Consider the following 24,672-nt stretch of genomic DNA (forward strand, 5'->3'; position numbering starts at 1 on the left):
TTCCAATTTCTTCACAATTTCAATCACTTACCGTTCTTGAAATTGGCGACACATCCTTGTGTCGCTAGAAACTCTAGGTTAATCAGAGTTTCCTATACATGTTTTTATTTCATAAAAGGTTATTTGTAGGAACCTTGAATAACGCATCTCTTATTTAATTAGAGAACATCAATTAAACATGCGATTTTTAATATCTTCACAGTTTCAATTCTGTAACGATCGCGAAATTGGTAAAACAGCTTGAGTAGCTCGAAATCGTGAGTAAATCTGGGCTTTTGGTGTTTGAGTTGAGCCTCATTTGCTCGGTCAACTCGCCTCGATTCAGTCTTTTCATTTCAAGTCTTATTCCGTTTAACTCCCGCCTTTTGATCAAGTTGGTTGAAGCGGGGCCTTACTTCATTGAGAATAAGCGTAAGTTAGGCCCAATTGTCATCGCGAGGGATATTCGCGACGTAAGATATGTGGGTTTGAGCCAATGTGTTGACCACGATATCGCGGTTACTGAACAGATTTTGAGACGTTATGGTTACACAAGCAGCCGCTACAGTTTTTGATGCCGATATCGCCATTGTTGGCGGTGGTATGGTGGGTCTTAGCCTTGCCAAGATGCTTGCTCACAGTAATAGCGAGTGGCGTATTGCTGTTATTGAAAGCTTTCCCTTCAAAGAAGCGGAGCCGCTTTATCAGCCGAGTTTTGATTCTAGAAGTTCGGCCATTGCCTATGGCAGTTGCCAGTTATTTGAACAGTTAGGTTTGTGGCAACGCCTAAATCAGCACGCAACGCCGGTTAAAAAGGTTCATGTTTCTGATAAGGGCCACATTGGTGGCAGCAAGATGACTGCCGAAGAATATTCGGTAGATGCATTAGGTTATGTGATTGATAACCAGTGGTTGGGGCAGTGCTTGTTTGAGGCGGTACAGCCGGTGGCTAATATCGAGATTATGGCGCCTAATCAGGTGGCGGAATTAACAGCCATTGATAAGGGGTATGAACTCGTTTTGAGCCCTGGTGAAGGTTCTGACGATACACGTACGCTAAAAACGCGCTTGCTGATTCTTGCCGATGGCATTCATTCTAATTTGAAGCAAAAGCTGGGTATTGCCGTAGACAGCACCGATTACCACTCAACGGCAATCATCAGTAATGTTGAATTCAGTCAGATACATCAAGGCGTTGCCTACGAACGTTTTACTTCAACCGGGCCAATGGCAATTTTGCCGCGCGGCGAAAGCACGCGTGCTAATCAAGGCGCATTGATTTGGACGTTACCACCCGATAAGGCTAAAGATATCGCCGAATTAGACGAAACAGCGTTTCTAGCGTGTTTACAAAAAAGCTTTGGCGATCGCGTCGGCCGCTTTACTCGCGTTGGCAGTCGGCATCTTTATCCGCTAAAACTGGTACAGGTTAAGGAGCAGATTCGCTCTCATTTGGCGGTTATGGGCAATGCTGCTCACGCGTTGCATCCCGTAGCTGGCCAAGGCTTTAATCTTTCAATGCGTGATTGTGCGCTGATGACCGAAGTATTAAACCAAGCGTGGCGCGAGGCGCAGGACACTTTTGGTTGCCTTAAACAGCTGCAAACCTATATGGATTTGCGCAGCCGAGATCAATTTACCACCATTCAATTCAGCCATTGGTTGCCCAAACTATTCTCTACCAGTCAACTCGCCTCGGCAGCATTCCGTGGTTTGGGCTTGCTGGGCTTGGAGCTGTTTCCGGTGGGCAAAAAACAATTGGCGTTACAAAGCATGGGTAAGGTTGGCCGCAGCGCGCGTTTGTAGGTGCGAGCCGAGTCTGCTTTTAAAAAAGGTTTTATCGTGGATACAGAACACAACGAACAGCCCAACAACACGCTCTACGATGTGATTATTGTCGGTGCAGGATTGGTCGGCGCATGTTTTGCGTCGCTACTTAAATCGGCGCGGGGCAAAAATGGTCAGCGTTTAAACATAGCTGTGGTTGAGGCTGGCGCACCGCCCAAACCGGTGGATTTATCCAGCGATAGCGCGGTGAGCGAGAGCGGTTTTGACCCTCGTGTAGTCGCGTTAACTCGCAGTTCTCAAGACACGCTAGCGAGTATTGGCGCTTGGGAGAGCATAGAAGCGTTGCGCTGTTGTCCTTACACCGATATGCACGTTTGGGACGGCGACGGCACCGGCAGTATTCATTTCAACAGTTTTGATATTGGCGAAACCGATCTTGGTCATATTGTAGAAAACTCGGTGGCTTTGCACGGTGTGCTGCAAACCTTAGCGAACGCTAGCAACGTAGAAATGATCTACGGCGATGGTGTTGAGCAGCTTGGCGGTGACCAACAGCAACGCTCATTAATTTTGTCGTCGGGCCGCGTGTTAAGCGCGCCGTTAATTGTTGCCGCCGATGGCAGTCGCTCAAAAATTCGAGAGCTCGCCGCCATAGCAGTGCGCCAATGGAGTTACGGTCATCAAGCCATTGTGACCACCGTGCAAACCGAGCGTAGCCACCAATTTACGGCGTGGCAGCGATTTTTATCCACAGGGCCATTGGCCTTTTTACCCCTGCACGAAGCCACCAAAGGCCAAAACGCCAGTCATTTTTGTTCCATTGTTTGGTCGCTCAATACCGACGTCGCCGAACAAATGATGGCGCTTTCTGACGACGAATTTAAACAGGAGCTGGGCCGTGCCTTTGAGCATCGCTTAGGCGATATTGTTGTGGTGGATAAACGCTACAGTTTGCCGCTGTGGCAACGTCACGCGCGCGAATACATTCAGCCGGGTTTGGCCTTAATTGGCGATGCTGCGCACAGTATTCATCCGTTGGCGGGCCAAGGTGTGAATCTTGGATTTTTAGATGCCAAGGTGTTGGCCGAAGAAGTGATTCGTGCTCACAAAAGCGGATTAAACCTCAACGATTTTAGCCTGTTAAGACGCTTTCAACGGCGCCGCAAAGGTCATAATCTTGCGGTTATGGCGATTATGGAAGGCTTTAAACGTTTATTTGGTGCGCGCAATTTAACGGTTCGTTTGTTGCGCAATATGGGAATTAAACAAGTGGATCGCCTGCCGCTTATCAAACACACCATTGCACGCGAAATTCTCAGCAGTGGCAAAAATTAATCCATGAGAATTCTACCGTTATTCATTTGTGCCTGTATTTTAATTACCACAGGTAAAGCGTTTGCTTGCTCTTGTATGCATAGTGATGGACCGCTTGCAGATCAAGTGAAAAGTGCTTTCATCGATGCGCCTTCGGTTGTGTTGGCGAAAGCGGAATCTGTTGAGGGTATTGATCCTTATAGTCTTACTGAAACAACCGAAGACGGTGAAAAGCAGATTGTTGATTACTTTGATACAGAAATAACGGAATTTGTTGCTTTGCAGTCTTGGAAAGGTGAGCACAGCAAGCGTTTTTACACCAAAATCCAAGTGAGCTGTTGTTTGTGTGGTTACAGTTTTCAAGAAGGTGTTACTTATTTGTTGTATTTATATGGCCCTAGTGAAGACGGTTATTACAGCACCAGTTCCTGTACTCGCACGCAACAAGTTGGCGAGCAAACTCAGCAAGAAATCGATATTTTAAATACGCTTGATGGTTTATCGCTTATCGAAGACGCCAAGCCAACTCATTCAGATCAGTAGCTCAAGACACGTTAAATACCTATGAAAAAAATGCCTATTTTATTTTTGTTAAATGCTTTTTACATGATCGCACTGGTTGCAGGCTCTGTTGCTTGGTTTGCGTCTAAAGATACCGTTGGTGTGGTTTTTGGCTTAGCGCTGCTGGTGTGCGCGGTGTTAATTTTTAAAGGCATTCGCTTAGGTTATATCTTTGCAGCGGTGTTATCGGTGGGCATGTTAAAACTGTCCATCGATAAATACTCGGGTGTTTACGAAGAAAGCATCAAACACACGGTGAGCTCATTGGCACTCATCAGCGTTGTGCTGGCGATTGTATTGCACGAAACCTACGCAAAAAAAATACGCAACCAAGACGGTGATTCAGAAGCTGAGAGTTAATCAGAGCAGAGAACTGAAGAATATGACCTCTCATTTCTTATCCACTTAAGGAACCTCTGATTAACTCATCCATGATTTAATCAGAGGACAGAAATTGAAAATGCGATTTCCAATTTCTTCACAATTTCAATCACTTATAGTTCTTGAAATTGGCGACACATCCTTGTGTCGCCGGAAACTCTAGGTTAATCAGAGTTTCCTTAAATCATTTTGTAGATTTTGATCGTTAATTTCCTCCTTAAAATGATTATTACCGACAACGTAATGCTCCATGTTTTCGCAAAGTTATACAAAGTTGAATGATCACTTAGGCGGCCTATTCGTTTTGCTTTAGTATCGGCCAGCGGTGTGACAAGGCTTTAGAAAATATTATTAATTACGGCTTAATCTAATCAAGGTTTTCGGTAATCTTAACGTGTTAAGAACTAGGTCTTCACGCCGATTAGCTGTTTATTTAGGCATCAAACAATTGCAAAAGTGGAAGGTAGGCAGTGGTTAACAAGAAGCGTGTATTCCGTAAAATCGGTAGTGTCTTTAAAAAATCGTTACTCGCGCCAAGTCTTATTGGTGGTGCGCTGCTAACTCAGGCTCTAATGATTCCCACCGCAACCGCATTTACCACGCCTGAAACACCCGTACAATATATTCCACTGACGGGTCCTCTCGCGAAGGGCGAATCCGAAATGTCGGCGTTAACTTGGTGTGATGATACGTTGGTGATTTTTCCGCAATACCCCGATTTTCAAGGCCGCAAAAACGCTTCGGTTTACACGCTAAAAAAATCCGATATTCTCGATTTTCTACGTAATCAAAACTCAATTTCCATCACAGCCGAACCCAGCACCGATGTTAAAACCAATAATTTTGGTATTACGAAAAATACATTCACTGCACTAACACCCAAAGCGTTAAAAGTAAAAGGTAATAAATTACTGCGCTCGGCATCGGGTTACGAAGGTGTCGAAGCTGCCGTGTGTGAAAATAACCAACTCACACTGGCGTTAGAGCTGGATCGCTTAGGTGGCAGCGAAGCGACCCAATTAGTAAAAGCGCATTTAGAAGACAATAAACTGGTGATTGATGCTTTGGGGCAGACTTTACCGAGCCCATCGGGCATTGGCAATAAAGGCAATGAAGCCTTAGTGAAAACAGCAAACGGTCTGTTAAGTATTCACGAAGTGAATGATTTTGATGTGATGAATAACGATCCTATCGCATTTTATTTAGAAAGTTTTGACGCGAACTACATAGAAATTCCCTTCGTAAATTTAAGCTACCGAATTACCGATGCCACCACCTTAGATGCCGAGAATAAATTTTGGGTTATTAATTACCAGTACCAAGGCGACAAGACTTTATCGAAAACCAACGACGATTACGGCAAAAAATACGGCAAAGGGCTTAGTCACCAAAAACGCAATTACGTTGAGCGCTTGGTTGAGCTGCAACTCAGAGAATCAGGTGTGATATTTACCAACACCGCACCCATTCAATTACAACTTACCGGCAAAGATGGCCGCAACTGGGAAGGTATCGTTCGTTTGGATGATATTGGCTTTTTGCTAGTGACCGACAAACATCCCCAGTCTTTGCTGGGCTTTGTGCCTTTTAATAAAGACTTAAACTACTAAATTTCAGAAAAATTATTGATTAGCAATTTCTTCACGTTGATTTAAGTTGGTTACAAATACATTTTTATGTTGATTGATAACTTCAAAACGAGTAGAGATTGCAAAAGATTATGGACGGCAATAGAGTAGTCTGGCTGATGGAGTTTATTGTTCGAAACGATTCATTTTCTACGGTTAATTTTATAAACTCGTTTTAGCTTTCTAGGATCTACAATTGGGGCGTCTGGATCACTATTGGCTCTCTGTTGCGTTTCGTTTTCACTTATAGCGAGAACCCTTCTTACGTTAAATTCTGGAGCTTTTTTTGAGCCTTTTACATGAATTTTTATAAATGATTTATTCATTCTTGTGCCTTCTTCTGATTTTTATTTTTTTAAGTTCTTCTTCCGTAAATGGTAAAGAATCCGGATCGTTTTTGGCTCTCTCTAAAATTTCTTCTTCTGTTAACTTGTCGGAATTTGTAAAGTCGATATCGTCGATGTCTAAAGGTTTTTCTTTAGAATGTTCTTTTTCAATTATTTTGTTCACAATTAATACCTGGATGTTTCGTAAAGCTTCCGCTCCGATTTGACTGCCCTACGTACAGAAATCAGGCGTGTTATGCCTCTAGCTTTGATTGTGTAAACAACATACAAAAGCTTGGTGCGATTGTCCATGCCAATAAGAATGTATCGCTCTTCATTATAATTAAATCTATTATCTTCAAATTCAATTGCGTTTATATCATCAAATACGGGAATACCCGCTTTAAGTGGCATTTCGTGTTTTTGCTGATTGATTCTGTCTTTCTCTTCATCCCATTCGAAGAGCATAATATTCCTTAAAGTCGGATCAAAATGCTAATGACTAGTCATGCTGAAAGTGTCAGTCTAAAAAATTACCAGTTCGGTGAGTATAATGATTGAATGGGTTTTACGGTGATGCTTGAATCACATAAATATAGAGTCATTTGTATCTATAAATTTTAAGAGATAGGCTGTCTTAACATTGTGAGGTATAACGACTTTTGTGGTTAAATGTTCAAGAGTTTAGACGTGACTCTAAAATCTGCATTTGATATTTTTTATTGATTAGGACGCTACTCTGAACACATTTTCTATTAATTCTGCAACCGATATTTTGTGGCATTTTCTCGCGGATTTTTCTGTGGCTAATGTTAATCCACACAATGCGAGTGTTATGGTGGTGTATGGTTGTAATGATGTCAGAGTAGCTTCAGCCGCTGCAAATGCGTATTTTGATGGCGGTGAACCTTGGGTAATTATTAGCGGCGGTTTTGGGCGTTTAAGTCGGCAGGAGTTTGTTTTATCGGAAGCGGAAACTTTTGCGCAGCAAATGCAGGCTGAGGGTGTCCCTTCTGAGAAACTGGTATTAGAAAATCACGCAACAAACACTGGTGAAAATACCTTGTTTTCTAAACGCATTATTGAGCAATCAGGTTTTGATACGCGCAATATTTTACTGGTTTGCAAGAATATTATGCGGCCCAGAGTTTGGGCGAGCGCCCAAAAATTCTGGTTTGATGACGATTTTTCGGAACGATCATTACCTCTGCGTGACCGGTTTGCCGATTGCGTGCAATCTGGTAGTAGAATTCAAATTCAGCTATTAAGCCCAACGCTCAATTGGTTGGAGTTTAATCAGCAGTCTAGGCTCAGCAAGGCGGAGTTTATCGCTAATGTAGAGCACAATCGTGCAATGATGGTCGGTGAGATAGATCGCCTTGTGCAATATCCGCGTTTGGGTCATCAAATATCGCTAAAAATTCCCGAAACTGTATTACATGCTCAGCAGTTTCTTGTTAAAAAGGGCTATGGAAAATATTTGTTGAGCTCATAATGGCCGAAAGTTTAAAAGACGTATATTCAAAAGATTATATTGAATCTCTCGCAACTGCCGTATTTGATACCTATCCGCAGTTTAATCGCAAAAAATTCATTGCCACTATTTTTGATAAAAGCTGGCCCGAAAAGCCGTTAAAGGCGCGTATGCAGCATATTGCCTGTAGTCTTAGGCTTTTTTTACCGGATAATTATCGCGCCTGCTTGGAAGTGTTAAAAACCATAGCTCCGGAGTTTGCCGGTGGTGAACAAGGCGGTTATTCGGGCATGTTTTTACCTGAATACGTATCATTATTTGGCTTGCACGATTACACGTCGTCGATAAACGCATTGGAGTGGTTTACGCGCTTTTCGAGCAGCGAGTTCGCCATTCGTCCGTTCATTGTCAAACATCCAGAACGTACTATGACGCAAATGCTTAAGTGGTGTGAACACGAAAATTACCACGTCAGACGTTTGGCGTCAGAGGGTTGCAGGCCTCGCCTACCTTGGGCGAGCGCGCTCAATTTGTTCAAAAAAGATCCAAGTCCTATTTTGCCGATTCTGGAAACACTCAAACACGACGAGAGTCTGTATGTGCGCCGAAGTGTGGCTAACAATCTCAACGATATTTCTAAAGATCATCCACAGATAGTGGAGAAAATCGCCCACGATTGGCTGCAAGAAAACAATCCCCACAGCGAATGGATTGTGAAACACGGTTGCAGAGGATTATTAAAGGCAAGTTCGCCTGAAATGTTGGCGCTATTTGGTTTTACGCCGCCGAGCAACATGACACTGGCAAACTGGCAGTGCAGTCCATCAGTGCCTTTTAGTGGCGAATTGATGTTCGAATTTGATATCAACGGCGCAGCTGGTAAAAATAACCCCTTGCCGCTCGGTAACCTGCGCCTAGAATACGCGTTGTCGTTTATGAAGGCTAATGGCAAGCTGTCACGAAAAGTCTTTAAAATCTCTGAATCAGAGGTTAAATCGAACACCAAAAGTGTTTCTAAAAGACATTCTTTTAAGCCGATTAGCACCAGAACCTATTATCCCGGCGAGCATCATCTAGAGATTATTGTTAATGGTGTGAGTTTGATGAAGGATATCTTTATACTGCAAGAAAAATAGCAGCCGGCCGACGCTGAGTTCTTAACACGCGAGGCTAGGTTTACTCGGATGCTAAATTCACACAAATGACAGTTAAGGCGCGGAATTCCCGTGAATATTAATTTATGAAATTGACGATGAAAAAGACCATTACATTGGCATTGTTGTCGAGTGTAATGATGGCAGCAAACGCCGACGAAACCTTGGTCGGCAGCAACGGACGTAAAGTTATTCTTAAAGACGACGGTAGTTGGGAATACGCATCGGAAAGTATCTTTGTGGATACGAAAAGCGGCCGTCGCGCAGAATTAAAAGTTGATGGTAGTTGGGAGTTTGTGGGCTTGGCACCGGTTCAAGAAGACACTCAATATCGTGAATTGGACATAGACGTTTCTGTGGTTTCTGCCGATATTGAAGAGTATCTAGAAAAAGTGGGTTCCGGTAAAAATACTCGACGCGAAGCCTACACAAATTTTCATCTTGATGTGACCGTTGCGCAAACGTCGGATCTTAAATTGGTGGTTTCCGAATTTAATCAAGACGGAATCCGCATTCGCGATAACAAAGGTAAAATCTACCCGGTTATTGCCATCGAATCGGAAAGCTCACAATTAAAAGCCGGTGATACCGCGCGTTTATTGGTGAAGGCTAAGGGTGCACCGGGCGGTTTGGTAAAAACCAAATACCTTCGCATCAATATTGATGAAGACGTATTTAAAACCGAGCAACCCATTGAATTAGAAATTGAATACGACGATTTAGACATTAGCCGTACTCGAAAATAAAAGGGTTTTTAATCTGAGTCAGCTATAGGAATCTCTGATTAACTTATCTATGATTTAATCAGAGGACAGAAGTTGACAATGCAATTTCTAACTTCTTCACAATTTCAATTACTTGCCGTTCTTGAAATTGGCAACACATTTATGTGTCGCTGGAAATTCTAGGTTAATCCGAGTTTCCTATACAATTAAACGAGCACGGTTAAGCGAGAATGGTCTCGTTTAATTGTGCATTTAAGTTCTTCTACATTTCTACCTTTATCTGATCCCTACCCGCTTCTTTAGCTCGATAAAGCGCCGCATCTGCCCGTGCAACAACCTCTTTTAAACTTTGTGGTGTTAACTCTTGGCGTTTAAATTTTGTGATGCCACCGGAAATGGTTACCGATGGTAATTGCTCGCCGGTTTTGGTGTTCTTCCAGCGTAAATTTTTAACGGCGGTTCGTATTTTGTCGGCAACAATTTGTGCGCCGTTAATATCGGTATCCATCAGTAATACCAAAAATTCCTCGCCGCCATAGCGCACACATAAATCTTGCCCGCGAACCTTAGATTGAATTTCTTTGGCAACATGCTTAATTACGTGATCGCCAAAAACATGGCCGTAGCAATCGTTAACTTGTTTGAAGTGATCAATGTCGAAGAGAAGTAGCGTAATATTAAAACCGGTATTTAAGTCGATAGATTCAGTAATTTTAGTTAATTTTTTATCAAGACCGTGGCGGTTTAATAATCCCGATAAAGGATCAAGTGTAGCTTCTTCTTCAAGTTTGGCCAGATTAGCTCGTAAAGACTTTGTCTCTTGTTCGGCTTCTATTAATTTATTTTTTAAATGTTCTTGTTCTTTACGGAATTGTTTTGTGGCCGAATAAAGGGCAGTAATCAGTTTTTGTGCGGAGCTTTTGTCTTGGTTTAGTAAAATTTTTTCGCTCGACAATAATTTGTTTTCGTAGCTAGTAACGCTTTCTTGAGATTTTCCTAATTCGGTTAGTGTGCCGTTAATTATTTGCGACAAAGGCTCGGCAAAACTTAGCTCTAATTCTTTGGAATCGTGAATGCAATTAAAATACAAATCTTGTAACACAAAATCATTGATGTCGAATTGTGCTGCTTTTAATTTATTAAAAGCGATCACTAACTCTTGATTTAACCCAGAAAAAATTTCGTAAGTTACCGTGTAATTGAGGGGAATGGGTTTGATTTTATACTGCTCAAAAAAGCCTAAACATTGGTTAAATATAAGCTTGGACTGATCAAGAGTGTGCTTGTATATCATTTCTTGAGATTCCGGTCAGTTACAGATCTTTAAAACTGAATTAACAGTCTAATTCAATTTTTGAGAATTCCCAGTTTTTAAAAATAACTATTTAAGGCTCTAATTAGCTCATCCATGATTTAATCAGATGACAAAAAATGAAAATACGATTTCCAATTTCTTAATAACTTCAATCACTTACTGTTATTGAAGTTGGCGACAGATCCTTATGTTGCAAGAAACAGTAGGTTAATTAGAGTTTCCTATAATTCCACATTGTAAAAATGCCTGTTCGAATAATAAGGCGAGTTTTTTATTCTGGTAGATAGTCTTGAACAAAAATTACCATATTTCCAGTCAGTATCGATTCCAATATAAAAACAAATTGTTTTTCATAATTGAATTATTGGCAGCTAATATTTGGGAGGAGAAATTAGAAAGAAATTAACAAAATAAATAAGAATTTTGATGCGGTTTTAAAGAAGTATTTGTAAGGATTATTTATGTGCCAAAGTTTGTGACGGTGTTTCGCCAAACAGTGTTTTATAGTCTTTCGAAAATTGTCCGGCGTGAGTAAATCCGCAGCCTTGAGCGATTTCAAAAATGGTAAGTTCGTCAGACTGTATTTTTAACAGCTCTTTTCTAACGCGATTGAGCTTGCTCCATTTAATAAATTTAACCGGGCTTAAACCTACGTTTTCCTCAATACAGTATTGTAAAGAACGACGACTCATGTAAGTTTTTTCACAGAGTTCGGTGATTGTAAAATTTTTCTCAGGGTGCGAATCAATTAAATCGACAACGGTATCAAACGCATTTTTTTTCCGTTTAGCACTTACCTTAAACGTGATTTTATTATCGGGTACACTGAATAATTCCAAAATGTCATCGATAATAGAAAAACAGTCGTTTGTATTTTTTTGCACTGGATTAATTAACGCTAAAATACGATTTCGTAATTGTGTGACCTTTCCATCCTGCCAAGTTTTACTTGCGCAGTCTTCAAAGTTTTCGGGCAATAGCAATTGTTGAGCGGCTGCATGGGTTCGTAAAACGTCAAGCCGAACCACAATGCCGAGTATATTAAAGTTTTCTGGTGTAATCAGTTCAAAATCACAATCACCGGGACGCAACATTAATTGATTGGTCTTTATTTCTTGACGATTTATTTTGCAGTGCTTTTCGTCCGCAGAAAATCCAAGCCATAAAGCATCTGGCCAAACATTGCAGTGTTGAATGAGTCGCTGATTGGTGTACTCGTGAAACAGATGTATCTCCGGCGTGATCATTTCCTTAATACAACCGTAAAACTTACCACTGCTCATTTGCGCGTATTGTTGTTGCCAATTACGCAGGTTTTCCGCCTGCTCCTCAGCATCGCCAGCTTCATGAGTGCACCAAATTGGGTGCTTCTGTGTTGTATTCGAGTGCATTGCTACTAATGGTTCCAGAGTTATTTGGGCATTAACAATCTTAGTATTTCGTTAATTTACTATTTTACGGATGTTTCGCACGTCTTATCGAGGCTTATCAATAAAATTTTTTTGCCAAATTTCGATACTGCCAAGGCACAGTTATGGCACTGCAACATATATGAATAAATGCAATGTTAACGATTAGTCGTGTGCAATTTCTGCCCCAAAGTATGTGTTTGGCTGTTTAACCAAGTGTTGTGCGAATACTTCTGGGGGTAACGAGTTCACGGCGAACGCTATTATTTTTCGGGCATTTACGACACACATTTGGGTTTTTTGAATGACGTATCGATACACACTGGGATCAAAAACCTGGCAATTTAGAAATCTCGCCGAGCTTATGGCTAAGGCCACACCTGCGCGCTCCGGCGACCGCCTTGCTGGGGTTATTGCTGCCTGCGCTGAAGATCGGGTGATCGCGCAGATGACGCTGGCAGATGTGCCGTTGAAACAGTTTTTGAATGAAGCTTTGATTCCCTACGAGTTAGATGAGGTCACGCGATTAATTATTGATGAGCACGACGGCGAGGCTTTTAAAGAAATATCGCATTTAACCGTAGGCGATTTTAGAAATTGGTTGCTTGCCGACGAAACCGATTCTGAAACGCTGGCGCGGGTTAGACAGGCTATTACACCGGAAATGGCGGCGGCGGTAAGCAAAATTATGCGCAACCAAGACCTGATTTTGGTTGCGCAAAAATGCCGAGTGGTGACGCGTTTTCGCAATACCGTAGGTTTGCCAAAAAGATTATCGACACGTTTGCAACCTAATCATCCCACCGATGATATGAATGGAATTGCGGCGAGCATTTTAGACGGTTTATTGTACGGTAGTGGCGATGCGGTTATTGGCATTAATCCCGCCACCGATAACGTTGCCCAAGCAACACGTTTATTAAAGATGATGGCTGCGGTTATTGAGGAATACGAAATTCCTACGCAAAGCTGTGTGCTCACTCACGTAACTAACACGCTCGAATGTATCGAAAATAACGCACCCGTAGATTTGGTTTTTCAATCCATTGGTGGCACCGAGGCCACTAATTCCAGTTTTGGTTTTAATTTAGCAACGCTGCAAGAAGCACAGGACGCAGCGCTCAGTTTAAAACGTGGCACCGTCGGCAATAATGTTATGTATTTTGAAACCGGCCAAGGCAGTGCGCTTTCTGCCGATGCGCATCACGGTTTGGATCAGCAAACCTGTGAAGCACGCGCTTATGCTGTGGCTCGAAAATTTAATCCGTTTCTGGTGAACACCGTTGTTGGTTTTATTGGCCCGGAATATTTGTTCGATGGCAAAGAAATTATCCGTGCAGGTTTAGAAGATCATTTTTGCGCGAAATTATTGGGTGTGCCCATGGGTTGTGATGTGTGTTACACCAACCACGCCGAAGCCGATCAAAATGATATGGATAATCTTTTAACGCTGTTAGCAACGGCTGGTTGCTCATTTGTGATGGGAATTCCCGGCTCCGACGACATTATGTTGAATTACCAAACCACGTCTTTTCACGATGCCTTATACGCAAGACGTGTTTTGGGTTTAGGTGCCGCACCAGAATATGAGCAATGGTTAGAGAAAATGGCCATTATGAGTGACGCCCGAGGTGCACGTTTAAATAAACACTTACCCGCGGCATTTTCGCAAACCTTAAAGTTAACCTCAACCAAACATTAAGAGCCTGCGATGACGAGTAATAAAAACAATTCTGTTATTACTAATCCGTGGAAAACGCTGCGCCAATTTACCGATGCGCGTATCGGTTTAGGCAGAAGCGGCGTCAGTGTGCCAACCCAAGAATTATTGGAATTTCAGTTAGCCCATGCTCGTGCAAGAGATGCTGTGCATTTACCGTTGAATTTCGATGCGCTAACCAACGAATTGGCAAAAACATCGGAACAGTTTTCGATATTAAATTCGGCTTCGCCCATTAAAGTTCACAGCCAAGCCATTGATCGCATGACCTATTTGCAACGGCCCGATTTAGGCAGAAAACTTGATGAAGAATCCAGGCTGGCTCTGCAAGGTAAGGAAGAAACCTTAAAACCCTACGATTTAGCACTGGTGGTTGCTGATGGATTATCGGCAACAGCAATCGAAAAAAACGCCAACGAATTTATTCAAGAATTAGCAGTATTGCTTTCAAGCACTAATGAGCCATGGCAACTTGCACCCATTGTTTTGGTGGAGCAAGGTCGCGTAGCCATCGCCGATGAAATTGGTGCTTTATTAAATGCGCGCGCAACGCTCATTATGATTGGCGAACGCCCCGGATTAAGTTCGCCCGACAGCTTAGGGTTGTATTTAACTTGGGCGCCCGAGCCGGGTTTAAAAGACGACCGCCGCAATTGTATTTCTAATGTACGTAAAGCGGGTCTCTCGCATCGAGACGCCGCGCAAAAAACTTTGTATCTACTCACTGAGGCAAAACGCTTGAATGTCTCGGGCGTGGCGATAAAAGACCGCAGTAATAATACTGATTCAATCATTGAAAAGTCCGAAGGCAGTTTTCTGCTGTCTTCAAAACAATAATTTTAAATATACGTAAATAAGAGGTAATTCTATGGCTGACGCTCCTACATTAGAATCCTTGCAAGCGGCGTTGGATGCCCAGCAAGCGATTTTTGAAATGCATCAATCGATGAATGTTGAAGTGTTCTACTGGTGGTGTACCGCCATTATGATCATGATTCACGCCGGATTTTTGGCCTATGAAATGGGTGCTTCGCGCAGTAAAAATGCCTTGGCCGCGGGTATCAAAAATATTTTGGCATTGGCCGTTATTATTCCGACCTTTTATTTGTTCGGCTGGTGGATCTATAACGCATTCCCAGGCGGTCTAATTCCCGCCGAAGCTTCAGCCGCTTTACCTTGGGCAAAAAGCATGGGGCCTGACGTTACCGATATGGGGACCGGTATTTTCTGGGCAGCATTTGCATTGTTTGGCGCTACAACCGGATCGATATTATCGGGCGCGGTTATTGAGCGGATTCGCGTTAGTGCGTTTTTAATTTTAACGGTTATTTTAGGCAGCGTCATTTGGATTTTGGCCGGCGCGTGGGGTTGGCATCCAGACGGTTGGCTGCTCACCGATTTAGGCTACCACGACGTTGGAGCTTCGGGTGTTGTGCACGCGGTTGCAGGCTCCTTTACCTTAGGCGTATTAATTAATTTAGGCGCTCGTAAAGGTAAATTTATTAACGGTGTTGCTCAAACCATCGCGCCACACAGCCTACCAATGACCCTAATTGGTTTGATGATGATTATTTTCGGCTTCTTCGGGTTCCTAGGTGGCTGCATTATTTTCAACGGTGGTGAAACCGGCTGGACAACCATCTACAACACGCCAACCAACCTATCAGCCTTTGCTTTTAACACGCTAATGGGTTTTGCTGGTGGTGTGATTGGTTGTTACATCGCAACCCGCGATCCATTCTGGACAATGTCTGGCGGTCTTGTCGGTATCATTTCGGTTGCCGCCGGTCTTGATTTATACGACCCAGGCTTGGCGTTTATTATCGCCACCGTAATGGGCGTTGTTGCTGTACAGTTTGCGAAATTCCTAGAAAACCTAGGTATTGATGACGCCGTAGGTGCGGTTGCCGTGCACGGTTTTACCGGTTTTGTGGCCGTGATATTAGTTGGTGTATTTGCTGGTGGTATGCCAAACGTTGGTGAGGGCGTACCACCCATTACCTTCGTTGGCCAATTAATTGGTGCGGTTGTCATGGCAGTAGTAGGTTTTGTACCTGGCTATGTTATTTCTTACGCACTAAAAGCGGCGAACATGCTGCGTGTACCGGAAGAAGCCGAAGAAATTGGTATCGACGAAGTAGAAATTCTTGCCAAACCCTACCCAGAAGCGAGCGTACCTGCAATGACTCCTTCTGAAGTCCCTAATAAACTTGCTAACGTAGAACCACAAGGAGCTTAATAATGGGAACATCAATTACCAGCTGGGAAAACGTCAGTGCGTATTTCACCTTCGCAAACAACCCAGCCATGCTTGTACTATTTTCTGTTGGTGCCGCTGCAATTGTTGCTGGTTTAATTTACTCCATTAAAAAACACGAAGATAAAGCCTTTAAAAATATTAAATAATTGTTAGATGGAAAAAGAAAACCCGGCGTAAGCCGGGTTTTTTGTTTGCGCTCGATAAGTGCATAAGAAATACATAGAGTAATTAATCTAGAGTTTCTTTGTGACACAAGGATGTGTCAGTAATTTCAAGAACCATAAGTAATCAAACGTGTAAAGCAATTGAAAGTCGTATTTTTAATTGCTTTTCTCTGATTGAGTCATGAATGAGTTAATCAGAGGTTCCTATACAAATACCAAATAATCAAGAGACACCAATTAACCCGTCCCTGTGTTATTGGTGGCTCTCGATTATTTAAATGTTCTAAAAATTAGTTGGCTTTTAAATGAACCATCCATTGTTCTGATTGCCAAGCATTTAAATTATTACCAATAGTTTGTACTTCTTCATTGTCGGCAATAATGGTTACCGAAACGCCGCCACCACCTTGGTAGTTGGCACCAACAACGGATAGAGGCACAGGTGCGTTGCCGATACTGCCTTGGATGGTGCGTGTAATTCCGGTAATGTCGATTATCGTATCTGAGTTGCCGCCGCCATAACCAACGCCATTTGCGATCATGTCGCAAACCTGAAAGAACTTACCGCCTTCTCCCACAGGGTTGTCAGCGTTTAATACCATGGTTAATCGGTTATCAACTTGATTGATTCTGATTTTTAAAGATTGTGTGTAATTAATCGTAGACATATTTTTCTCCAAAATACCTGCTTTGTGTTTGTGTGAAAAATAATACGAGCAAATTTTTATTTTAAGAATTACAAAACATTACATATGTGGTTATGCATTTTTATGTTTTCTGGAAAGCTGTTTTTCAGAAATTATTCGCTTGTCAAAAAAATCATTTATTAAGATTAGTTATTTTTAAAAGGTCGTAATTCATTAATGTAATCACAATCATTTTTTTAATGCGTGTAATTACTTGGTTGTAAACTGTTGTTTAAAAGTCCATCGGGTTGAGATTTTTTTGATTCTTAGTGTGATTATCGTTACCGATGTATAGGGTCACTATTCGTTGAGTCGATCGCAAATAAACTAAAGTGTTAGATTTGCGTTGGTGTTTGATGAGTCTGGTTAAAATATCAAGTTAGAGGCGTTTTTGTACTTCAATAGAACATGTTAAATGTGGTATATAAAATACCGTAAAGGAGCCTCTGATTAGGTCACAAAAGAGTTTATCAGAGGTTTCTAAAGTGTATTAAATGCGCTTTATGTTCTAAGTGAGTTTAGTCGCTGCTGGTAATAAAAAATAAAAATGTTTATTAATCTATCTAAGGAATGTGTCTGTGAAATTAGTTAAATTATTGGGTGTGGCGTTTCTTTGTACCTATTTGTGGGGTTGTGCAAGTGGTGCCAAGATGCAAAATATGGTTTACCAAGGCGATCAAAAAGAATATTCCGAAGAAATTCAAAATAACTTAAATTTGGGTGAGGTTGCCGGTGGTAAAAAAACCAATCCTGCCTGGACTTCTCAAATTGGTAATGAGTCTTTTGCCGGTGCAGTGAAAGAAAGCCTAAAATTACAAGGTTTGTACTCTGAGACCGGTAAATATCGTTTGGAAGTACAAATGTTAAAAGTAGAGCAACCTTTTATTGGTATTGATTTTAAGGTAACAACTCACGTGCAGTATAAATTAATCAATATTGTTACCGGCGATGTAGTTTTTGATGAAACCATTGTTGCGCCCTATACCGCAGGCTTTGGCGATGCCGTTATTGCTGCAACTAGACTACGTCTTGCCAATGAAGGTTCTGGTAAAGAAAATATTGCAGGATTGCTGAGTAAATTATCCGAATTAAATATTGGTTCTGAAGAAGTTTCTCTGCACCAATAAATCGTCTTTGATAAAAAAGCCTCTGGTTAACAGGTTTAATCAGAGGCTTTTTACGCGGGCTGAAGCTAATAAGGGTAAACTTTAAAGCTCAAGCCAATTTTTCCAATAGCGTTAGTACTATCCCGCCAAATTCCTCTGAATTATCAACAATTTTGTTGATTTTAGTATTCCGATCTTCTGCCGATTTAACGATTTCCAATAGTTGCGTGAGTTTTTTAACATCTGCTGGTTCTGGAAAAAGCTCCTGAATTTCGTCATCGGTTAAGCGTGTAATTGATGATATTTGCGAAGCCAGTTTTTTGTCGGTTGCATTGGCCGCGTTGATAATTGCGATGTCGAGTTCGTTGTTGAAGGTGTTCCAATCGATAGGCATTTCGGCTTCTCCAATGTGTTAAATAGAGTCGCGGATTTCGCGAACTTTTTCTAAGAAGTTTTCGGCTCTGGTAACTTTGTTTTTAACGTCGGTGGCTTTATCGAGTAGGTCGGTGACGGCATCGTCGGTTTTGTCGATGAGTTGTCCTAGGCTGTCGTCGCTTACGCCAACTAATTCCAGATAGCGATTTCGGTTCTCTGCCACTTCTGACGCCGATAGCAGAAAGCTGGTGATGCTGTTGTTGAGCGCGCGCGCTTGGATGTATTCGTCGCGTATTTTCGTTTCTATGCGGCGTTCTAGATCATCCAGCGGTTGTATCAGTTCTAAGCGCTTTTCGTTGATTTTCTGTTGTAATTTTGGCCCGGTGCTGATCAAAAACATCAGTCGTTGTTGTGGATCGTCTTCTCTAACAATAATTTGCCAAGCGTTAGCGATCGCAGGGTTAGAGAAAACTTGGTTGGCAAAGTCTGGTACCCACTCGTCTTCGATGAACTTATCCACTTCGCGGCGTTTTTGATCAAAAAAGCGCTTTAGCAACGTAATGTTAGCGTCCTCGATGGCCGATATTCTGCGGCCAAGTTCGGCCGATAGCTCGGGGGCTTCTGGCGGTATGGATGCGCATCCGCCAGTCAGTACAAATATCGATAAAAGGGTTGTTTTTATGATTTTATGCATGATGCACCTCTGTTACAGACTTATGGAATCTCCGATTAACTCATCCATGATTTAATCAGAAGCCAAAATTGATTATGCGATTGTTAATTTCTTCACCATCATTGCGAGCATTTACAGCTCTTGAATTTGCTGTCCTATCTTTGCTTGGCCGACTTTGCGCGACTGAAAGCGCTTGGTGAATCTAAGTTGCCTTTAAGATGAGTCTGATTTTGCGCCCCAACGACCTATGTTTCTACCTGTTTATTGACGACAAATTCATGCTGTTTTGATTTGGATCTTGCTCGCGTACCAGTAATCTGTAGAGGCTATTGGTTAGTCTTCGGCTAATTTTATGTGTACTGCGGTGAGTTGTTGTTCGCCAATAACCGCCGCGGTGTGGCCATGTAGCGTCGGATTAAACACTTCGTCGGCTTGTAATCGGTCTTTGGCGATAAACATGTCGCCCGCAGAGAAATCTCTGTAATCGCCGTTGCGCAGGCCAATTCGTAAGGTACCGCTGCGGATAATAATCAGCGTTGCATCACCGGCAACATGCCAATCGCTAAAATAATTCGGTTCACTTAAGCGATGGCGAAAATTAAGAGCATTGATTCTGGGTGTAATAAATAAGCCGTTGTAATCTTCAAGAGACAGAGACTGCTCTGTAAAAATCGATGCGCCGGTTTGACCGGTATTTGCGTCTGTTGGCGAAGACAAAATGCTAAGAGTTATTGTCTGTTCGTGCTTAGGAGTGCTCATGGTGTGCCTTTGGTCAAACGATAACGATGTAATCAAGAACGTTGCGGTATGTTGCGGTATATTGTACCAAAGGTTCTTTTAAGAGCCTCAGATTAAATCGTGGATGAGTTAATGGGCGATTCGAGTAATTCATGAGGACAGAAATTGACAATGCGATTTCCAATTTCTTCACAATTTCGATCACTTACCGTTCTTGAAATTGGCGACATATCCATGTGTCACGAGAAACTCTAGGTTAATCAGAGTTTCCTATAAAAAACGGTGTTGATCTGCGGGATTTGGTAGCGCGCAGTAGTCTTTTTTGCCAAAGATTTTATAGCGATTTCGGGCGATTTTATCGTAACAATAATTTCTAAGACTGCGCGGGAATATTTGGAGACATTGCAATATTTTCCACGGATAAGGCAGTTTGCTCATCACATAAAAAAAAGCATCGCTTTTACTGTAGATGCGATATTCACCTATGACCAACATGGTTTCGAAATCGTTGGTGGGCATTTCTAGATATTTTAAAATCTCTTGGCCTTTTGCGGATTGAACACTGGCCAGTTTGAATGTTTGCTGTTTATCGAATTTTAAGAGGAATGCACACCAGTGATTGCACAGTGTGCATACCCCATCAAAAAGCACAAGATGGTCGTCGCGCTCAATGTGGGGTATAAAATTAACGCTGTTGTCGTTAGCCAAATTGCGCATCAATACCTGCAAGTCGTTTTACCAGTTTTTCCCGCCACTCGTTGGCGAGTTCGGGTACATCAACCGCTTGTTGATAAATAGCTTCGCGATTTTCAAAATGCTTGTCAAAAAAGGCTTTAAACAAGGTTCTAACCGAGACCTTGTGATCAACAGGTTTAACAAGTTTAATTTCATCACCGGTGGTTACATTGCCGCGTTCAACGACTCGAAAATAAACGCCGGTTGCAAAATTCCGAATAAATAATTTCGGTAATTTTTTATTATTTAAGGCCATGCCTAATTTAAAACAAGGCACTCTTGGCTGGCTTACTTCTAAAATGGCACTGCCTAATTGATAGTGTTCGCCAATATATATTTGGTCCTCGTGTAAATGGGTTACGGTAAAGTTTTCGCCAAAATCACCAAAGGTTAAATCGGGATTTTTTAATTGTGTTTTCCAGTATTCGTAATAAGAGTCGCAGAAAGCATACACCGCTTTATCGATACCGCCGTGATTTACAAGATCGGCTTGAGCGTCACCGTGAATATTTTCGGAATCGATATAGACTGTTTCGGTGGTGGGTTTTTTAAAAATACCAGTGGTAATTAGCTCGCCTTGGTATTCAACGGTTTTGATCTCTGAGATGTTGGTTGAGACTATTTTCATGGGCTTGCATCCAAGTAGGTCAGGTTATTATGCTTCTAACCGTTGTACATCTACAGAAACCAGTAAACTCTGTGAGCCGCCACCTTCAAAAATAACACCTTTTAAGGGCGAAACATCTGCGTAGTCTCGTCCCCATGCAGTGGTGATGTGCTGAGGGCCGGGAATATTGTCGTTGGTTGGGTCGAATTCAAACCAGCCTTCGGTTGGCGAAAATACGGAAAACCACGCATGAGATGCATCGGCTCCAACCAGTTTTTCTTGTCCGGGAGGTGGAATGGTTTCGAGGTAACCACTGATATAACGCGCTGCAAAACCCATTGATCTGAGACAGCCAATGGCTAAATGCGCGAAATCTTGGCAGACGCCGCGGCGATGCTGTAGTACTTCGTCTAACGGTGTGCTTACGTTAGTGAAACCAGGATCATAGGTGAAGTCTGTAAAAATTCTGTGGGTGAGATCACGTACCGCCGATAATAACGGCCTGCCATTTGTAAAAGATGGCAGTGCGTATTCTCGCAATTCTTTGTGCGCTTTAATAAACGCAGAATCCAAAACAAATTCCCGCGCTCTTAGGGTTGCTTCGTCTTTACTCGATTGCATGAGCAATAGGCTGTCTTCCCAAGCGTTGCCAATTTCTAAATCTCTACCCACTAATCGAACGTCGGCGACGCGCACCGTTGATTGAATATCAACAATTAATTCGGTATGCGCGCGTTCTAAACTGAAGTTGTGGGTATTATTACCAAAGTAATCTTTGCGCTGCGCTAACGCCGTTGCTGTTGGCGTTATGTTTAGATGGTGATCTAGACAGGTTTGGTATTCGGTATTTCTCGGTAACAAACAGGCGAGATTGTAAGCAAGGCTCACTGGCGACGCATATTTATACTGTGTGATGTGGCGAATGCGATAAATCATTGATGACTAATCCATGTTCCAAGGGTTTTGCACCAATTGTTGTGGCCCGGCGGTATGGTCGAAATAAACATCGCTAATCGCCAGAGCCATGCTTTTCATCAGCTCTTGAACTCTCACCAACAGTTGATCAAGGTTGGCACGAATGGAGTTTTGTTCGTTAACCTCAAGCAGCTTGCTGATATCTGCCAACTGTATGCTCGATACGGCTTCTAAAAGCGCTCGGCTTTCGCGGCCAATTTCAGGTACGTTGGAGTTGTGATTGGGCAATTCTTTTATCAATTCACCGATGTATTCCAATTGATACATCAACGAGCGTGGATTAGTGCGATCGAGCATCAAGGTAGCCAAGACGTTGTATAAGCTGGTGTCATTGCGGAACCGGCGACGGAAAGTGTTAAGGCCTTCGGTGGTGGTTAATATGACTTCGGTGCACACGATTTGTGTCTCTTCGTGCTGGGAGACCGGCACCAACAGTGAGCGCATCAAGGTGGTGAGCTGATACACCTTTTCTAAGGCACGACCTAACTCTAAAAAGTGCCAAGTCATGCCGCGATACATGCTTTCGTTGAACAATCCCGCTAAGGCAAGCAGCGCCGTAACCATTGGGTCGAGTGCTTCTTCTGGTGCCGAATTAATACTGGCACGGAGATTTTTGGCGAGATTGTAGAGTTCGTCGTCAATATCGTTTACCACGCGCTGAGTATCGCTGGAGAGCATTTCGCGCACTTCGCTGGCCGAACGCAACATGGCTTTTAGGCTTGCGGTTACACTGCCCATGCGGTTTTCATCCAAGATGACGCTCATCAGTTCGCCTTCTGGATTTTCAAACAGTGTTTGACTGGCCTCGTTAAAGCCGGGATAGGTCATGGTTAATTGTGTCACCGAATAGAGCAACAAGCGTTCGGCTTCTACCGGTAAGCGATGAGCGCCGTTCAATTGCATAAATACGGTACGTAACAGGCGTAAGGCCATGTCGGCGCGTTCGTTGTAGCGGCCGACCCAAAATAGATTCTCAACCACACGGCTTGGCAGGCTGACATCAATGTTGCGATAAGGCTGTAGGCTTGCTGACGGCGTTACTTGCGCCTCTTGATCGGATTCGAGACTCGGCACCCAGGTATCTTTACTGACTGCCCCCAATTGGTTGGTAATCAGCTGATCGTTAATGTTCGCCGCCGAGCGCGTTAAACCGCCGGGCATAATCTGGTAGCTTTGCTCATTGGCAACGGCAAAGGCTCGTAAGGCAAAAGGTCTGGCCTCGATATTTTTGTTTCGCCAGCTCGGACTTTGCGACGGTGGCACAAATTCTTGAGCGACGTAATTTTGTGGCGACTGGCGAATGCTGGTTGCCAACGCCGCCAGTTCGTTTTCGGACAAGCTGCCGCCGAAGGTCGAGTTGGAATCAAACTGGCGATGCGCGTGCTTGATGCGCAGTTTGCGCAGATTATTAATAACATAGTTGAAGTCGTTACTGTCGCCACACCAGTAGGTGGGCGCGCTTGGTAAAGACAGTTCACGACCAAAAAAGTGACGACTGATATCTGGTAAGTAACGCATCAAGGCGCCGCTTTCTAAAATGCCACTGCCCAGCGGATTGGCGACGGCGACACGACCGGCGCGCACGACTTCGAGTAATCCGGCAACACCGAGTTGTGAATCGCCCTTAAGCTCTACGGGGTCGCAATAGGTATCGTCAACACGTCGTAAAATCACATCGACTCGTGATAAACCATCGAGGGTTTTCATCCATACGTAGCCGCGACGCACGGTTAAATCTTTACCCTGAACCAGCGGGTAGCCTAGGTAGTTGGCTAAAAAGGCGTGTTCGAAGAAGGTCTCGCTGTAGGCGCCGGGTGTGAGAATAACCACACGAGGGCTTTCGCCACTTTTAAGATTGCGACCGGGTGCCAGACGCAGCAATTGTTCGCGTAAAGTATTGAAGAACCCGCGCAATCGACAGACGTTTTGTTCGCGGAAAATAACCGGAAAGACCCGCTGCATCACCAAGCGATTTTCTAAGGCATAACCGCTGCCAGAAGGTGCTTGGGTACGATCACCAACCACCATTAATTGATTGTCTGGGCCGCGAACTAGGTCGGATGCGTAGAAAATAAGCTGGTGCGAACCGGGTAAATGGGTGCGATGGCAGGCGCGAATAAAGCCGGGATGGTTGTAGATAACTTCTGGCGGCACGATGCCGCGGCGAATAATTTCTTGATTGTTGTAGATGTCTTTGAGAACAAAATCGAGCAGTTGTGCACGCTCAACCAAACCGCGCTCGATGCTCTGCCATTCCGCCGGAGAGATAACCACAGGAATTGGGTCGAGTCCCCAAACCGAGGTGCCGCCATTAACGTTGTAGATGGCGCCGTCGTCGCGAAGGATTCGCTGAATTTTAGTGGAGCGTTCCGTGAGCGCTTTTTTGGTCAAGGTTTCGAAATTACTGACCAGCTGTTGCCAATGACCTTGACGCACTCCGCTGGCGTCAATGGATTCGTCCAGCTCCGTTGAGGTGTTGTAGAACCTGAGCGGCTCTGGCTCTTGCATGGAATTTGTTTGGGACTGCTTTTGTACCATGGCCAATTCATGCACCTTTATATTCAAAAATGTTCAGGCCT

26 protein-coding genes are annotated in these 24,672 nt (G+C 43.2%); 13 read left to right on the top strand and 13 right to left on the bottom strand.

The window, feature by feature from the left end; genetic code table 11:
* Positions 1-522 precede the first annotated feature (522 nt).
* The 5 genes from ubiH to ACYQ28_RS00025 all read left to right on the top strand — a co-directional run bounded on the left by ubiH (position 523) and on the right by ACYQ28_RS00025 (position 5,633).
* Positions 523-1,785, top strand: a complete 1,263-nt coding sequence (gene ubiH / locus ACYQ28_RS00005; protein ID WP_460047196.1) for a 2-octaprenyl-6-methoxyphenyl hydroxylase — start codon at positions 523-525, stop codon at positions 1,783-1,785.
* 36 nt (positions 1,786-1,821) lie between these two features.
* Entirely contained in the window at positions 1,822-3,102 is a 1,281-nt protein-coding gene (locus ACYQ28_RS00010; RefSeq protein ID WP_460047197.1) for an FAD-dependent monooxygenase, read from the top strand.
* Between the two features lie 3 nt (positions 3,103-3,105).
* Entirely contained in the window at positions 3,106-3,624 is a 519-nt protein-coding gene (locus ACYQ28_RS00015; protein WP_460164680.1) for a hypothetical protein, read from the top strand.
* Between the two features lie 21 nt (positions 3,625-3,645).
* Positions 3,646-4,002 (top strand): hypothetical protein, encoded by a 357-nt coding sequence (locus ACYQ28_RS00020; RefSeq protein ID WP_460047199.1) that lies wholly within the window; start codon positions 3,646-3,648, stop codon positions 4,000-4,002.
* Between the two features lie 491 nt (positions 4,003-4,493).
* Positions 4,494-5,633 (top strand): hypothetical protein, encoded by a 1,140-nt coding sequence (locus ACYQ28_RS00025; protein ID WP_460047200.1) that lies wholly within the window; start codon positions 4,494-4,496, stop codon positions 5,631-5,633.
* A 161-nt stretch (positions 5,634-5,794) separates the two neighbouring features.
* Here ACYQ28_RS00025 and ACYQ28_RS00030 read toward each other — a convergent pair whose 3' ends face one another.
* Genes ACYQ28_RS00030 through ACYQ28_RS00040 form a run of 3 tightly spaced genes read right to left on the bottom strand, consistent with a single transcriptional unit; the run spans position 5,795 to position 6,445 of the window.
* Complete coding sequence (locus tag ACYQ28_RS00030; protein ID WP_460047201.1) at positions 5,795-5,977, bottom strand: hypothetical protein; 183 nt, start codon at positions 5,975-5,977, stop codon at positions 5,795-5,797.
* Positions 5,970-6,161 (bottom strand): hypothetical protein, encoded by a 192-nt coding sequence (locus ACYQ28_RS00035; RefSeq protein ID WP_460047202.1) that lies wholly within the window; start codon positions 6,159-6,161, stop codon positions 5,970-5,972. Before ACYQ28_RS00035 ends, ACYQ28_RS00030 begins: the two co-directional genes overlap by 8 nt.
* Before the next feature lie 2 nt (positions 6,162-6,163).
* On the bottom strand, positions 6,164-6,445 hold the full coding sequence (locus tag ACYQ28_RS00040) for a BrnT family toxin (RefSeq protein WP_460047203.1): 282 nt from the start codon (positions 6,443-6,445) through the stop codon (positions 6,164-6,166).
* A gap of 334 nt (positions 6,446-6,779) precedes the next feature.
* Between ACYQ28_RS00040 and ACYQ28_RS00045 the strand changes: the two genes are divergently transcribed.
* The 3 genes from ACYQ28_RS00045 (at position 6,780) to ACYQ28_RS00055 (ending at position 9,351) form a co-directional block, all read left to right on the top strand.
* Positions 6,780-7,472, top strand: coding sequence for a YdcF family protein (locus ACYQ28_RS00045; RefSeq protein WP_460047204.1), 693 nt, complete (start codon positions 6,780-6,782; stop codon positions 7,470-7,472).
* Positions 7,472-8,587 carry a DNA alkylation repair protein gene (locus tag ACYQ28_RS00050; protein ID WP_460047205.1) on the top strand — a complete coding sequence of 372 codons (1,116 nt, stop codon included), beginning with the start codon at positions 7,472-7,474 and terminating at the stop codon, positions 8,585-8,587. Before ACYQ28_RS00045 ends, ACYQ28_RS00050 begins: the two co-directional genes overlap by 1 nt.
* A gap of 116 nt (positions 8,588-8,703) precedes the next feature.
* Positions 8,704-9,351, top strand: coding sequence for a DUF3157 family protein (locus tag ACYQ28_RS00055; protein ID WP_460047206.1), 648 nt, complete (start codon positions 8,704-8,706; stop codon positions 9,349-9,351).
* Positions 9,352-9,592: 241 nt separating this feature from the next.
* Here ACYQ28_RS00055 and ACYQ28_RS00060 read toward each other — a convergent pair whose 3' ends face one another.
* On the bottom strand, positions 9,593-10,624 hold the full coding sequence (locus tag ACYQ28_RS00060; RefSeq protein ID WP_460047207.1) for a diguanylate cyclase: 1,032 nt from the start codon (positions 10,622-10,624) through the stop codon (positions 9,593-9,595).
* Positions 10,625-11,100: 476 nt separating this feature from the next.
* Positions 11,101-12,036: a helix-turn-helix domain-containing protein gene (locus ACYQ28_RS00065; RefSeq protein WP_460047208.1), complete on the bottom strand. Its 936-nt coding sequence runs from the start codon at positions 12,034-12,036 to the stop codon at positions 11,101-11,103.
* A gap of 322 nt (positions 12,037-12,358) precedes the next feature.
* Here ACYQ28_RS00065 and ACYQ28_RS00070 point away from each other — a divergent pair, with 322 nt between their 5' ends.
* Genes ACYQ28_RS00070 through ACYQ28_RS00085 form a run of 4 tightly spaced genes read left to right on the top strand, consistent with a single transcriptional unit; the run spans position 12,359 to position 16,180 of the window.
* Positions 12,359-13,756, top strand: a complete 1,398-nt coding sequence (locus ACYQ28_RS00070) for an ethanolamine ammonia-lyase subunit EutB (protein WP_460047209.1) — start codon at positions 12,359-12,361, stop codon at positions 13,754-13,756.
* 9 nt (positions 13,757-13,765) lie between these two features.
* Positions 13,766-14,611, top strand: a complete 846-nt coding sequence (eutC, locus tag ACYQ28_RS00075) for an ethanolamine ammonia-lyase subunit EutC (RefSeq protein ID WP_460047210.1) — start codon at positions 13,766-13,768, stop codon at positions 14,609-14,611.
* Between the two features lie 31 nt (positions 14,612-14,642).
* Complete coding sequence (locus ACYQ28_RS00080; protein WP_460047211.1) at positions 14,643-16,013, top strand: ammonium transporter; 1,371 nt, start codon at positions 14,643-14,645, stop codon at positions 16,011-16,013.
* 2 nt (positions 16,014-16,015) lie between these two features.
* Positions 16,016-16,180 (top strand): hypothetical protein, encoded by a 165-nt coding sequence (locus ACYQ28_RS00085; protein WP_460047212.1) that lies wholly within the window; start codon positions 16,016-16,018, stop codon positions 16,178-16,180.
* A gap of 308 nt (positions 16,181-16,488) precedes the next feature.
* Here ACYQ28_RS00085 and ACYQ28_RS00090 read toward each other — a convergent pair whose 3' ends face one another.
* Positions 16,489-16,866 (bottom strand): hypothetical protein, encoded by a 378-nt coding sequence (locus tag ACYQ28_RS00090; protein WP_460047213.1) that lies wholly within the window; start codon positions 16,864-16,866, stop codon positions 16,489-16,491.
* Between the two features lie 596 nt (positions 16,867-17,462).
* Here ACYQ28_RS00090 and ACYQ28_RS00095 point away from each other — a divergent pair.
* On the top strand, positions 17,463-18,011 hold the full coding sequence (locus tag ACYQ28_RS00095; RefSeq protein WP_460047214.1) for a hypothetical protein: 549 nt from the start codon (positions 17,463-17,465) through the stop codon (positions 18,009-18,011).
* 88 nt (positions 18,012-18,099) lie between these two features.
* Here the strand turns inward: ACYQ28_RS00095 and ACYQ28_RS00100 are convergent, their stop codons facing one another.
* From ACYQ28_RS00100 to ACYQ28_RS00130, 7 genes are all read right to left on the bottom strand, one after another.
* Positions 18,100-18,384: a hypothetical protein gene (locus ACYQ28_RS00100; protein ID WP_460047215.1), complete on the bottom strand. Its 285-nt coding sequence runs from the start codon at positions 18,382-18,384 to the stop codon at positions 18,100-18,102.
* An 18-nt stretch (positions 18,385-18,402) separates the two neighbouring features.
* Positions 18,403-19,059, bottom strand: a complete 657-nt coding sequence (locus tag ACYQ28_RS00105; protein ID WP_460047216.1) for a hypothetical protein — start codon at positions 19,057-19,059, stop codon at positions 18,403-18,405.
* A gap of 312 nt (positions 19,060-19,371) precedes the next feature.
* A complete protein-coding gene (locus ACYQ28_RS00110) occupies positions 19,372-19,797 on the bottom strand; it encodes a cupin domain-containing protein (protein ID WP_460047217.1) in 426 nt (141 codons plus the stop codon).
* 249 nt (positions 19,798-20,046) lie between these two features.
* Positions 20,047-20,493 carry a thiol-disulfide oxidoreductase DCC family protein gene (locus ACYQ28_RS00115; protein WP_460047218.1) on the bottom strand — a complete coding sequence of 149 codons (447 nt, stop codon included), beginning with the start codon at positions 20,491-20,493 and terminating at the stop codon, positions 20,047-20,049.
* Complete coding sequence (locus ACYQ28_RS00120; protein ID WP_460047219.1) at positions 20,477-21,139, bottom strand: MOSC domain-containing protein; 663 nt, start codon at positions 21,137-21,139, stop codon at positions 20,477-20,479. Before ACYQ28_RS00120 ends, ACYQ28_RS00115 begins: the two co-directional genes overlap by 17 nt.
* 27 nt (positions 21,140-21,166) lie before the next feature.
* Positions 21,167-22,054 carry a transglutaminase family protein gene (locus ACYQ28_RS00125; protein WP_460047220.1) on the bottom strand — a complete coding sequence of 296 codons (888 nt, stop codon included), beginning with the start codon at positions 22,052-22,054 and terminating at the stop codon, positions 21,167-21,169.
* A 6-nt stretch (positions 22,055-22,060) separates the two neighbouring features.
* The gene (locus tag ACYQ28_RS00130) at positions 22,061-24,631 is read right to left on the bottom strand and encodes a circularly permuted type 2 ATP-grasp protein (RefSeq protein ID WP_460047624.1); all 2,571 of its coding nucleotides are present in this window, start codon (positions 24,629-24,631) and stop codon (positions 22,061-22,063) included.
* Positions 24,632-24,672 lie beyond the last annotated feature (41 nt).

This window comes from Sessilibacter sp. MAH1, from assembly GCF_054658315.1.